Genomic DNA, 13127 nt, shown 5'->3' on the forward strand with positions numbered 1-13127 from the left:
CCCCTAATTGTATAAAGCTTTTTTCGAAACGATGGTTTTCTTCATTGAGATCGAAGTGCCGTGTCCCGGTTCACTAGTGACTTCAAATTCATCCATGAAATTCTCCATAATGGTAAAGCCCATGCCCGACCGCTCCAGCTCTGGCTTTGAGGTATATAGCGGCTGTTGTGCCAGCTCCAAATCCTCAATGCCCCGTCCCTGATCCTCAATGGTTAAATGTACCGTTTCGTTGTCCAGCGAAGCTGAAATAGTCACAATACCTTCCGGATCACTATCATACCCATGAATAATACAATTGGTGACCGCCTCCGACACGACTGTCTTCAGATCATTCAGCTCGTCCATTGTAGGATCAAGCCTAGAAACGAACGCCGCTACAACTACACGCGCGAATGATTCGTTCTCCGAGAGTGCAGCGAACTGCACGTTCATGAAGTTACCAGCCTTACCATTTGTCATAACGCAACCTCCAAATCCGAGAGTGCAGTGCTCTCGTCGTCATATAGGGGCATGATCTTGAACAGGCCTGACATTTCCAGAAGTCGCTTCACAGGTGCCGTTGCATCACACACCACCATTTTGCCGCCTTTACTATGGATCAGTTTATACCTTCCCAGAATTACGCCGAGACCCGAACTGTCCATAAACTGCAGATGCTTAAGACTAAGGATCAAATGCGATACCTGACCCCGCATAATCGCTTCATCCATATCCATTCTTACAAAATCGGCGGCATGATGATCGAGTTCCCCAGATAAACGGACAATCAGCACACCCCTGTGATGCTCCATTTCCACATTAGAATTCATGCTTGCCACTCTCCTCTTCGTTGCTTTGAAAACTTGGCCTTAAGAGACAGTACCCATTCTCTTCAAGGACAAGGTTTCTACGTGGCAAATCAGGAATCCTGCCTCACGACAAAACTAGAAGAAAACCCCTATGAATCTACAAAGCACATGGGCGCAATCTACAAAAAAGCTCTTTTTAATCCATGCCGAACATCGAGCCTGTTGTACGTTTAAAGAGCTTCCACCAGCCTGCTTTTGCCACAGCTTCCCCTGCTTTAAGTTCATACTCTTTAATCACTTGGGTTCCTTGGTAGACAACCAGCTTGCCTATGGACTGGCCTTCAGCCACTGGTGCCTTCACGCTTTCTGGAAGTACTAGTTCGTGACGAATGCCTTCTTGCGTCACACCTTTTTTCAAAAGAACACTATACGTCTCTTTCGCCGTAATCGGCAGCTCGGACTTCACACCCTTCTCAATCTTAAGGGTACCAATAGCGTCCCCTTCTTTGTGAATAGTGTGGATCTTATATTGCGAAAAGAGATAGTCAAACATGCCCGACACTTCACTGTTACGTGTCTTCGTGTTCGGCTCACCCAGCACAACAGCAACAGCACGCAGACCGTCTCTTGCAGCCGTAGCGGATAAGCAGAATTTTGCTTCAGCGGTATATCCTGTTTTCAGTCCATCAGCGCCTGTATAGAAACGTACAAGCTTGTTCGTGTTTACCAACCAGAATGGTTTGGTGGAATCCTTACGCAGATAATCCTGATAGGAACCGGTATATTTGATAATTCTATCATGCTTTAAAAGCTCCCGGCTAATTACCGCAATATCGTAGGCTGAGGAATAGTGATTAGCAGCTGGAAGACCGTTGCAATTGGCAAAGTGGGTATCTTTCAGACCCAGCTCTTCCGCTCTTTTATTCATCAGATCGACAAAAGCGCTCTCCGAACCCGCTATTTTCTCTGCCATCGCCACAGATGCATCATTACCGGAGGCCATAGCGATGCCTTTGAGCATCTCATCCACCGACATTTCTTCACCAGGCTCCAGGAAAATTTGCGATCCGCCCATCGATGCGGCATATTCACTCGTGCGCACCTTATCCGTCAGTTGCAGTCTTCCTTCATCCAGTGCTTCCACCGTAAGCAGCATCGTCATAATCTTCGTAATACTTGCGGGAGGCAGCTTATCATGGCTGTTCTTTTCATAAATAATAGTGCCGGTGCCTGCATCCATCAAAATCGCAGAACGCGCACCAGGCGCAAGATCTACAGCAGCAGCATTACTGCCAGAATCCTTGCTTTTTTCCTCAGCATAAGCACCTGACATCGGTCCTAGAACCGACACAACGATACAGAGCACAAGCACAGCAAAACGCATTTTTCTCACAATGGTTCCCCTCCTGAACGTTAACCTTCATATCACAGGTACTGTGTTCCAGTTTCGTCAGAAAGGGTGGAAATTATTCCATTTCTAAGTAAATAACTATAATAATTTATCCCAAGAAGTAATGTTGTTGTCAATTAAAAAAAGCCCAGCAGTAGTTGCAGAGCATTTTTATTATAGGGGAGATCAAAAATTATTTCAAATTTTAAGTATTTCCAATTTTTTCGTATTCATTTGATCCACTTTAAAGGAAAATGGAAGATTTTAACGAATGCTATTTAAGAACTTAACTGCTTATAGAGGAGTGAATATACAGATGAACCACCTTGCAGATTGTATTGAAGCAGAAGCTACACAGAACAATTTCTCTGGTGTAGTGCTGGTACAACAACATGATAAAGAAGTCAGCAGCAGCTGTTACGGTTATGCCAATAAGTCGGATAAGCGCGAAAACAATATTCATACCCGGTTCGGCATTGCTTCCGGATGTAAAATATTTACCGCGATTGCTGTCTGCCAGCTGGTCGATCAGGGATTGATTTCTTTTGAAAGTAGACTAATAGATTATCTTAAAAAGGTAGAGTTCCCTCTCTTTAGTCCTGACATCACCATTCATCAGCTACTTACGCATAGCTCTGGTATTCCGGATTATTTTGATGAAACAATTATGGATGATTTCGAGGACCTGTGGAAGGCACGGCCTATGTACACCTTGCGACAGCTTGAGGATTTTGTGCCGATGTTCCGAACCCTTCCCATGATGTGGACCCCTGGCGAACGTTTCCACTACAACAATGCCGGCTATATCTTGCTAGGCCTTCTGGTGGAGGAACTGAGTGAAATGTCTTTTTCCGATTATATAGAGCATCACATCTTTAAGCCTTGCGGAATGGAGCAATCCGGTTACTTTACGTTAGATGCCTTACCTGCCAACTGTGCACTAGGATACATAGAGGAAGAGAACGGGAACTGGAGAACCAACATCTATTCAATCCCGGTAAAAGGAGGCGCTGACGGTGGAGCTTTTGTCACTGCCCCCGACATGCAGCTATTCTGGAGCGGGTTAATGAACCATACATTATTGAGTCCAGTACTCACTTCATTATTGCTTACTCCCCATGTACATGTGGATGGCGAAGGCTATTATGGTTATGGTGTATGGATTACCCTCCGCGAAGAAAAAGTGTTCAAATTTCATATTATGGGCTATGATCCCGGTGTTTCCTTCCGGTCGGCTATCTATCCAGCTAGTGGCGAGACTGTGGTCGTATTATGTAATACAAGCAGCGGGGCTTCGCAGATTTTCAATAAGATCAATAACCAGTTATAAATATGTACCCATTGAACAAAACGCAAAGCAGCGATCTTCCCGTTATGGGAGGATCGCTGCTTACTGTCTATTTTCGGCCTTAGCCATGACAATAATTATATTACCTTGACTAGTACCGTGTTACCCCATCTTTAGTAACAAGTGCAAATACCAAAGGTTGGGCAGGAACAGGTTCAGAAGTGATACGGTAGGCTTCTAACACCTTACCTTCAGCTTCCTCAACTTTCTTCTCACTGGCATCGTTGATATGCAAGACTGCAAGCGTCTCGCCGATCTCTACAGCATCTCCAACCTTTTTGGAGAGTTGAATCCCCACAGCCAGATCGATTACAGATTCCTTAGTTTCACGTCCAGCTCCAAGCAGCATAGCCGCAACGCCAATTTCCTCGGCCTGAATACCTTCTATGAACCCCTTCGTTTTCGCTTTCACTTCAATGAATCGCTTAGCAGTAGGGAGCTTCTCCGGAGAATCAATTTGCGATACATCTCCACCTTGTGCCTTCACGATTTGTTTGAACTTCTCTAGCGCACTGCCATCTTCAATATGCGTCATAAGAATCGAACGTGCCTCCGCTTCATCCTTGGCTTTGCCGCCAAGAACAAGCATCTGGCTGCCCAGAATAAGACAGACCTCCTGTAGATCCTTCGGACCATGACCCTTCAAGGTCTCGATTCCTTCCTTAATTTCCAACGCATTTCCGATCCCGTAACCAAGCGGCTGGTCCATATCACTGATGATCGCAACGGTATTGCGACCCAGATGCGTTCCAATGTCAACCATCGCCTGAGCGAGTGCTATAGAATCATCCAGCGTCTTCATAAAAGCACCGCTGCCTGTTTTGACATCCAACACGATCGCATCCGCACCTGCTGCAATCTTCTTGCTCATCACAGAGCTTGCAATAAGGGGGATGGATTCAACTGTTGCAGTTACATCCCGAAGGGCATACAGCTTTTTGTCTGCGGGTGTAATGTTGCCCGACTGACCGATCACGGCAGCCCCGATCTCCCCTACTTGGTCAAAGAAACGCTCACGAGCCATCTCGATAGAGAAACCACTGATTGACTCCAGCTTATCGAGCGTGCCTCCAGTGTGCCCAAGTCCACGACCGGACATCTTCGCTACCGGTACTCCAGCAGAAGCTACCAAGGGTGCCAATACTACAGTTGTTTTATCGCCCACTCCACCTGTGGAGTGTTTATCGACTTTAATACCTGCGATTGGGCTAAGATCTACTTGATCGCCGGACATCGCCATTTCCATCGTTAGATCGCCGGTTTCCCGCGCGTTCATGCCTTGAAAATAAACAGCCATTGCCCAAGCAGAGAGCTGATAATCAGGCACTTCACCTTTACTGTAGCCCTGAATTAGAAAGGAAATTTCCTCACGACTCAGCTCTCCGCCATCTCTTTTTTTCTGAATAATATCGACAGCTCTCATATTACACCTGCACTTCACGGACAATTGCGCGAGCAAGTCCGATAAATTTTGGTCTAGTCAAATTAGTTACCTTCATTATCTGTTCAAACGTCAATGGCTCAAGTTCATTCACTTGTGTCATAGATTGGACCTCCCAAAAATTCAAAATGCAGTACCCGAAATTACATTTTCGGAATAAAGCCCAACACTAGCTTCAGGAAACGCTCACGCACACGGTCTGCAGTTTCCATAACCTCTTCATGGTTGAGAGGTTGATCCAGAATTCCCGCAGCCATGTTAGTAATACAGGAGATACCCAATACCTCGATACCTGCATGACGGGCAACAATGGTTTCCGACACAGTAGACATGCCCACAGCGTCAGCCCCTAGATGACGAAGCATTACGATTTCAGCAGGTGTTTCGTAGCAAGGTCCCAGCAGACCTGCATATACGCCTTCTTTGAATTCGAAATTCTGCTGCGCTGCCGTTTCCTTCGCTACCTTGATTAGGCGGCGACTATAAGCGGTTGACATATCCGGGAAGCGCACGCCCAGTGCAGGATCATTAGGTCCTATTAACGGGTTCCGCCCCGTCATATTAAGATGATCCGTAAGGAGCATAAGATCGCCTGGCGTGAAATCTGTGTTCACTCCACCAGCAGCATTAGTTACTAATAGGCTGGCTATACCAAGTTCTTTCATAACCCGAACAGGGAATGCCGTTACCTCCGGTCCATATCCCTCATACATATGAAAGCGGCCCTTCATCATCACGACACGGCGTCCTTCAATCATACCGATCAGCAGTTCTCCCTCATGCCCTTCTACAGTGGACACAGGGAAGTGAGGAATCTCATCATATGGAATGCTGATTCCATCGGTGATCAGGTCTGCCAGCACACCGAGTCCTGAACCAAGGATCAATCCAATTTCCGGAGCCACCGGACATTTGTCTTTTATATAAATGGCTGCTTCTTGAATTTCTTTTTGAGTTAACATGCTATGGATGATCCTCCTTAATGAATGTTGTGGCGCAACCCACATCCTTTTATTGCAGTTTCGCTAAAAAGCTTGTCCCATACTGCGGCGCCTTCGCACCGAAATTATCAGCAATGGTTGCGGCAACATCCGAGAAGGTCTCACGAATACCTAAGCTATCTGGATGCTTAAGGCGTGGGCTGTAAATAAGCAGTGGCACATATTCACGAGTATGATCTGTTCCGCTATGGATTGGATCATTCCCATGATCTGCTGAAATAATCAACAGGTCATCTTCACCAAGCGTGGATAGAATTTCAGGCAGCGCCTGATCGAATACTTCCAGTGCATGACCATATCCTTCCGGATCGCGACGGTGTCCATATAAAGAGTCAAAATCCACCAGATTCGTGAACAGCAAGCCATTGAACGGTTGGCGAAGTTGCTCAATGGTGACTTCGATACCATGTTCATTGCTCTTCGTAGGGTAAGAAGCTGTAACCCCTTCACCTGTGAAAATATCGTTGATCTTTCCTACCGCGATAACATCTTTTCCGATATCAGCTAGCGCGTTCATTACCGTTGGTTCCGGTGGTTTCACGGCATAATCATGGCGATTTGAGGTCCGTACGAACTTTCCTGGTTCGCCAACATATGGACGAGCAATAACACGCCCTACGGAGAATTCTGGAGCCATAGTTAGCTCACGGGCGATTTTACATGCGCTGTATAGCTCTTCCAGTGGAATGATATCTTCATGTGCCGCAAGCTGGAATACACTGTCCGCAGAGGTGTACACAATCCAAGCTCCGGTCTTCATCTGCTCTTCGCCATATTCAACTAGAATTTCCGTACCGGAAGCTGGTTTATTACCGATCACTTTCCGGCCAGTTGCTGCTTCGAATTTTTCAATCAATTCTGCCGGAAATCCATCCGGATACGTATTGAATGGAACCTCGATCTTCAGCCCCATCAGCTCCCAGTGCCCGGTCATCGTATCCTTACCGACAGATACTTCCTGCATCTTGCCATAATATCCTGTTGGTGAAGCTACAGGTTCAAGCGGCGGCAGCGGAGCAATATTAGCTAATCCTAACTGCTGTAGGTTAGGGAGTTTCAATCCGGGAACACGGTTCAAAATATGACCAAGCGTATGTGAACCCGCATCACCAAAATTCGCAGCATCTGGAGCTTCTCCGATACCTACACTATCCAGAACAATAAAACCAATTCGTTTAAATGAGGACATATTGTCTTCACTCCTTTTTTAATATAGATCGTTAGTTCATTCGTTTGCACCAACAAGAAGAAACGGCTGTACCTTCTCCCGGAAGTCAGATGCTTCCGTAGCTAGCGATACAATGTATCGCCTGTCAGGTATCCGTTTCTGCCAAAGGATAACCTGTGGAAAATTACCCATTCCCCAGTCTATCCTATAAGTATGATTCCATCATAACTATCTTACTCACAAAAAGCATCTTTGAAGCATGATCAGCGAGCTCTGGGATGATGGCTCTCATATACTTCCTTCATATTCTTACGGGCGATACCGTTATAAATCTGAGTCGTCGAAATATCAGCATGACCCAGCATTTGTTGTACGGAACGCAAATCTGCTCCACCTTCCAGTAAATGGGCGGCGAAGGAATGCCTAAGCGTATGCGGTGTAATATCCTGCTCAATGTTTGCTTCCCGTGCGTATTTTTTTATGATTTTCCAGAACCCCTGGCGGGTTAATCGCCCACCTAGGCTATTCAGGAACATGGCCGGCTCCTCCTGATGATCACGAAGCAGCTTGTCCCGCATAAGAGAAGTGTAAGCTGCTACACTCTCAGCAGCAATGGTTCCAATGGGAACCACTCGTTCCTTGCCCGAAGTCCCTGTACAGCGCGCAAACTTCATGTCCGTATGCACATCGTCTACGTTAAGAGAAATCAATTCAGAAACCTTTATTCCCGTTGCGTAGAGCAATTCCAGCATTGCCTTATCGCGCATCCCTTGTGCTGTACTCACATCTGGAGCAGCCAGCAGCCGCTCAACCTCCGAAACCGCAAGCACCATAGGCGGCTTCTTATCAGGCTTCATGGTTTCCATGTCCAGTGTTGGATCCTGCTCAATTAAACGTTCCTTCAACAAATAATGAAAAAAGGCCCGCAGGGACACCGCGTTTCTGTTGAGCGTTGCAGTGGCTCTTCCCGCTCCGCGTAAGGAGCCAAGATATAACATCACATGAGATCTTCGGATTTCTTCAGGCTGTTCAGCCCCCCGCTCTTCAGCAAACTCTAGAAACTGCGATACATCCCTACCGTAAGATTCCAGTGTATTCGGGGACAAGCCTTTATCTCCGGACAAATAATGTAAAAAAGGCTGCAAGTGTGACTTCATTATTTCACGCTCCTGTCCTGGCGCAGCTACTCTTAGTGTCTTCCTGCAGCACATTCAGCATGAGGCTTCAGCAGATGTGTACACAACTCTTACTCTGCATAAATCCACCCTAGCTTTCTTCGACATTCTTCTCGCTTGTTCCTGCTTCCTGCGGAGCTTTCATTCTCCGAACCAGTAATAGAAACGTAAGCGCTGCCTTGCATCCAGACCATCATCACCAACCTCGGCGTGATCAAATGCCCGAACAGCAGTGCCTTCAGGAATTCCATAGTTCTCTATCGGACTAAGCCATTCCCCTAGCCAGCTCATAGCATAGTAGAGTAAATAGCTTAGAGCCACAAACATGATCATAAAATACAGCTTGCGCACTGTTTTGGGCACAGAAACAATCATAAGGACGCCTCCTATTACATATAAATGAATTCTGCTCGTCCTTCATTTTATGCTCCAAAAAAGGCTGATATGTATGGCTCTAATAGACTAATCATTTAAAAAGCCCCCTCCGGTATAGGAACCGGGGAGGACTTGTGAAGTTAATTCTTAATATAAGATAACTTAGGATGGATTTCCGTCTGTATTGTTCTTATCAGTACAGCGGTAGCAAATCCCATGGAAATCAAGTCTATGATCAAGCACTGTGAAATTAAACTCTTTCTCCAGTCGCTCTTCCAGCGGACCGAGCCAATCCTCGCGAATCTCATCCATACTGCCGCATTGCACACAAATTAAGTGATGATGATGATGCTTCGCAGTATCTGTTCGCAAATCATACCGGGCTACACCGTCGCCGAAATTGATCTTTTCTACGACATGTAGCTCACTGAGAAGTTCGAGGGTACGATACACAGTCGCAAGACCGATCTCGGGAGCTTTCTCCTTCACGAGCATAAATACGTCTTCCGCGCTAAGATGATCTTCCTCATTCTCCAGCAGCACTCTTAAGGTCGCTTCCCGTTGGGGTGTAAGCTTGTATCCTTGGGATTGTAACTGTTGCTTAATCTTGTCTATCCGTGCTTCCACCTGTCTCCCTCCCCCTTGGATAATTACCGCACCGGTCTTCAAACCACTTCTTCCATTATAGGGGGTGTCGCTTTCAGAAGTCAAACGCTTTTACTGCACAGTCAAGGTCGTCACCGCTTGTACAAGTGAAGGCGTGACCCAACGCATCATGGTTGGTGTAACCCAGGTCTCAAAACATGAAATACCCAGGATCAAAAGCGCCATCACAAATGACAATATAGTGTACATGGTAAAAGGACGAGTCACTGGCGTCCGGCGTTGTCCCATCACCCGGCTGCGGATCATCTGCAAGGAAAAAGCTATCGCAGCTGCACTGCTAACCAGCAGCACAGGGATCAGCACCAGATTATGTGGAGCCACAGAAACTAACGCGAACAACATCCCATGCCAAGAATATTGACTGACCAAACAGCCAACCGTAAAACCGATCAGTACCCCTTTTAAAAAATCAAGAATCAAAATTCCCGGCAGCCCAATGACCGACAACCCAAGAATCCAGATCAGTCCGATCCATTTCAGATTCAAGGCTGCTATACTCCAGTACGAATCAGGTGCGGCTGGCAGACCTTGCTGATCAACCGTAACAAAGAAATTCCCCAGATAATCCCCCAGCTCCTGCTGCTGATCCATCGTAAGCGCACTAACGATAAGAGCTCCAAATACAACACCTACCAGAAATAATACGCCGACAAAAATATACAGAGGCGTCTGTTCCTTCATCATCAGCCGTAAATTACGCATTTGGGACGTTCCCCTTTCCGGTTACATGTTACACCATATGAGAAAACGTCCCGCGATATGACTTGTCCTTTAGGTAATGACTCTACTTTCTGGGCTGTACCACTTTACCGTACGTCCCGCCACCGCCTGCTGATAGCTCCAAAATGCCAGAGCGGGCCTGGACGATCATCGACGCCAGATCCGCACCTACAACGCTGGCAATTTCCGCTTCACCACAACCATGTAAAATGTTCATCTCAGTTCCAAATGCTTGCAGTAACGCGTTCATCTTCGCCTTCCCTAACCCCGGGATAAATTCAAGCGGAACCTGATAATGATAGGGTGGACGGTCAGCAGGCACTAACGGCGTCTTGCGGTCAGCAATATCTAGGATCCGGTCGAAGACACCTCTAACCAGCTTAAGACTGCCGCAATATTGGCAACGATCCGCGTTGACATAAGCCTCATCAATAATACTGCCGCAGCCCCCGCAATAGCTCCGGTGGTATTTGCCAAGCCGCGGATTAAGTCCGAAATTAGCACTTACCTTCCGCCCATTTTTACGTTCCAGTGCAAGCCGCAGTTCAGCGAACGAAGGCCGTGCCAGCTCCATCACATTATACTCACGCCCTAACTTACCCAGTGAATGCGCATCTGAGTTGGTTAGAAACGTGAAATCATCCAGTTCAGAGAGATATCCAGCCATTTCGGAATCTGCACTCAGCCCAAGTTCAACCGCAGCTATGCGTCCCAGATCAAAGATGTCCGCCATACGCTCGGCTGCACAGCCGTACAAGCCCTTGTGAGGCGTAAAAATATGTGCAGGGATAAGAATGCCTCCCCGCCCGTAAATCTCATCCTGAAGCTCCCTAGCCGGAGCATACAGGCGCTGGGAACTTAGATTCACATTCCGCATATAGCGGCTCATCCACGCACTAAAGTCGGTCATGCGTTCCACGTCCGGCATGTAAGCGAGCACATGGCACTCTTTTCGCCCAGGCTCGCGGATTTCAATCTCTGTCCCCAGAATGATCGTAGTCCCTCGGTAAGCAATCCCTCCACCTTCAGCTAACGTCATCTCTCCAGATTCCAAAGAGCGCTGAATATCCCGCAGTACGCCAGGTGAATGACTGTCTATAATACCGATCATTTCTAGTCCCTTGCGCTCTGCAGCTTCTTTGGCAATGCCCGCAAAGGTAAGCTCGCGGCTGCCGCTAATTTTGACAGCCTGACCTTCCGACGTTCGTCCAATATGAACATGCAAATCGCAATAGAAACTCTTCAGTTCAGTTGTTAATTCCATTGGCCTGTCAGCGTGTATAGATGCCAAGCGTACACTGCCATCATCGTTTTTGCATCCGCGATGCGCCCGTCAGCCATATATTGATACGCTTCCTCCAAGGTAAGCTCCGAAACCTCTAGGAATTCGTCCTCGTCCAGTGACATATCCCCTGGTTGAGCGTTAGTAGTCACATACAAATGAATAATCTCATCGGCGAAGCCGGGAGAAGTATAGAAGGATTTAAGCAATTTCAGATCTCCACTGTGAAATCCAGTCTCTTCCTGAAGTTCACGACCAGCCGCAACTAATGGATCTTCACCTTTATCCAGCTTCCCAGCCGGAATTTCTACCTCAGTGCGTTGCATGGGCTGACGGTATTGCTCTACAACAAGCATTTTGTTGTTGTTTAAAGCAAGCACCGCTACGGCGCCAGGATGCTTCACAACTTCACGTGTCGCAGTATTTCCATCAGGCAGTCTCACTGTGTCCACCTGCAAAGATATAATCTTCCCATCAAAAACAGGCTGTGTAGACAATGTCACTTCATCAAGCTCGGGTTTGCTGTGCAAATGTTGTTCTCCCATAAAGTTTCTGGTCTCCTTTTTCTCTATTGTGCATACGGTGTATTATAGCAAACTTAAAGGGAAAGAAGGAATTTCAGATGAACGAAATCTTCAGCCGTACAAGCTCATCCGCAGTTATGATGGTAGGTAAGCCGGAGGAAATAAAGGCCATCTTGGCTGGATGGATCCAGCAGTATGGGCGCGATATGCCCCTGGCATACATTCTTTCCCTGCACGATCAATCTACAATCCTTCCGTCCAAGGCAGGATGAATTCATCCTCTCCTTTGGGACTTAGCCATACATGTTCACACAACTATAGGGGTGTCTCAAAAGCCATGAAATGGCTGCTGGGGCACCCCAGTCTTTTTGCGTCCTCCCCGATTAGAGGGACTTTTGTGCTTACGATGCTGGTATTGGGCACAAGTTGTTTGATTAAGCGACTATCGCGCTTACGATGTTGATATCTAGCACAACTTGTTTGATTAGATCGCTATTGCGCCTATCTTTGTACGCTATCGGACTCAGTTGACCTTAAACACACGTTTTCCCCACTTGCTATGCTGTCGGACCCCATTGCCGCTATCAGCATGAAAAACACACTATATGTTCCTCTTCCTAAGGAATAGCTGCACTGGTGTCCGAAATTCTGCTCAAATGGCGATAATATTGCTTATAGCGTCATCTGGGTCCTTTAGTCTCAAGAGAGGGGGCGGACTTGACGCTATCTGTTGTGTCTCGGTGCTATCGAATGTGACTCGTTGCTGTGTGATGTGTCTCGGCACTATGTGATGTGACTCGTGCTATCGGACTCAGTTGACCTTAAACACACCTTTCTCGCCCTTTTGCGATGCTATCGGACCCCAGTGCAGCTATCAGCACAAAAAACACACTATATACTCCTCTTTATAAGGATTAGCTGCGCTGGTGTCCGAAACTCTGCTCAAATGGCGATAATATTACTTATAGCGTCATCTGGGTCCTTTAGCCTCAAGAGAGGGGACGGACTTGACGCTATCGGACACAGCTGCCCTTAAACACACCTTTTCCCCTTTTGCTATGCTATCGGACTCCATTGCCGCTATCAGCATGAAAAACACACTATATGCTCCTCTTCCTAAGGAATAGCTGCACTGGTGTCCGAAATTCTGCTCAAATGGCGATAATTTTGCTTATAGCGTCATCTGGGTCCTTTAGCCTCAAGAGAGGGTGGTGACTTGACGCTATCGCTCTCTGCACATGGATATGCC

14 protein-coding genes are annotated in these 13127 nt (G+C 47.0%); 2 read left to right on the plus strand and 12 right to left on the minus strand.

The features are described from left to right. Positions 1-3 precede the first annotated feature (3 nt). The 3 genes from spoIIAB to NSQ66_RS20905 form a co-directional block, all read right to left on the minus strand. Positions 4-459 (minus strand): anti-sigma F factor, encoded by a 456-nt coding sequence (gene spoIIAB / locus NSQ66_RS20895; protein ID WP_036676058.1) that lies wholly within the window; start codon positions 457-459, stop codon positions 4-6. Next, the gene (spoIIAA, locus tag NSQ66_RS20900) at positions 456-809 is read right to left on the minus strand and encodes an anti-sigma F factor antagonist (RefSeq protein ID WP_036676057.1); all 354 of its coding nucleotides are present in this window, start codon (positions 807-809) and stop codon (positions 456-458) included. The genes spoIIAB and spoIIAA overlap by 4 nt, the downstream gene beginning before the upstream one ends. Before the next feature lie 175 nt (positions 810-984). Beyond that, positions 985-2121, minus strand: coding sequence for a D-alanyl-D-alanine carboxypeptidase family protein (locus tag NSQ66_RS20905; RefSeq protein WP_235219379.1), 1137 nt, complete (start codon positions 2119-2121; stop codon positions 985-987). A 373-nt stretch (positions 2122-2494) separates the two neighbouring features. Between NSQ66_RS20905 and NSQ66_RS20910 the strand changes: the two genes are divergently transcribed. Next, the gene (locus NSQ66_RS20910; RefSeq protein ID WP_051490898.1) at positions 2495-3508 is read left to right on the plus strand and encodes a serine hydrolase; all 1014 of its coding nucleotides are present in this window, start codon (positions 2495-2497) and stop codon (positions 3506-3508) included. A 109-nt stretch (positions 3509-3617) separates the two neighbouring features. Here NSQ66_RS20910 and NSQ66_RS20915 read toward each other — a convergent pair whose 3' ends face one another. The 9 genes from NSQ66_RS20915 to NSQ66_RS20955 form a co-directional block, all read right to left on the minus strand. Continuing rightward, a complete protein-coding gene (locus tag NSQ66_RS20915; protein ID WP_036676056.1) occupies positions 3618-4949 on the minus strand; it encodes a pyrimidine-nucleoside phosphorylase in 1332 nt (443 codons plus the stop codon). A 161-nt stretch (positions 4950-5110) separates the two neighbouring features. After that, a complete protein-coding gene (locus NSQ66_RS20920) occupies positions 5111-5929 on the minus strand; it encodes a purine-nucleoside phosphorylase (RefSeq protein WP_036676055.1) in 819 nt (272 codons plus the stop codon). Between the two features lie 49 nt (positions 5930-5978). Then, positions 5979-7157, minus strand: a complete 1179-nt coding sequence (deoB, locus tag NSQ66_RS20925) for a phosphopentomutase (RefSeq protein ID WP_036676054.1) — start codon at positions 7155-7157, stop codon at positions 5979-5981. A 242-nt stretch (positions 7158-7399) separates the two neighbouring features. After that, positions 7400-8293, minus strand: a complete 894-nt coding sequence (xerD, locus tag NSQ66_RS20930) for a site-specific tyrosine recombinase XerD (RefSeq protein WP_036676053.1) — start codon at positions 8291-8293, stop codon at positions 7400-7402. Positions 8294-8452: 159 nt separating this feature from the next. Further along, a complete protein-coding gene (locus NSQ66_RS20935; RefSeq protein ID WP_036676052.1) occupies positions 8453-8686 on the minus strand; it encodes a DUF4227 family protein in 234 nt (77 codons plus the stop codon). Between the two features lie 162 nt (positions 8687-8848). Beyond that, entirely contained in the window at positions 8849-9313 is a 465-nt protein-coding gene (locus NSQ66_RS20940) for a Fur family transcriptional regulator (protein ID WP_036676051.1), read from the minus strand. Positions 9314-9403: 90 nt separating this feature from the next. Beyond that, positions 9404-10054, minus strand: coding sequence for a stage II sporulation protein M (gene spoIIM, locus NSQ66_RS20945; RefSeq protein WP_036676050.1), 651 nt, complete (start codon positions 10052-10054; stop codon positions 9404-9406). Positions 10055-10136: 82 nt separating this feature from the next. Next, positions 10137-11336 (minus strand): endonuclease Q family protein, encoded by a 1200-nt coding sequence (locus tag NSQ66_RS20950; protein WP_036676049.1) that lies wholly within the window; start codon positions 11334-11336, stop codon positions 10137-10139. Further along, positions 11327-11899 (minus strand): NUDIX hydrolase, encoded by a 573-nt coding sequence (locus NSQ66_RS20955; protein ID WP_036676048.1) that lies wholly within the window; start codon positions 11897-11899, stop codon positions 11327-11329. Before NSQ66_RS20955 ends, NSQ66_RS20950 begins: the two co-directional genes overlap by 10 nt. A 77-nt stretch (positions 11900-11976) precedes the next feature. Between NSQ66_RS20955 and NSQ66_RS20960 the strand changes: the two genes are divergently transcribed. Beyond that, the gene (locus NSQ66_RS20960; protein WP_155288161.1) at positions 11977-12150 is read left to right on the plus strand and encodes a hypothetical protein; all 174 of its coding nucleotides are present in this window, start codon (positions 11977-11979) and stop codon (positions 12148-12150) included. The last annotated feature ends 977 nt before the right edge of the window (positions 12151-13127 follow it).

Origin of the sequence: Paenibacillus sp. FSL H3-0329 (genome assembly GCF_037963285.1) — a bacterium.
Taxonomy (GTDB): domain Bacteria; phylum Bacillota; class Bacilli; order Paenibacillales; family Paenibacillaceae; genus Paenibacillus_AQ; species Paenibacillus_AQ odorifer.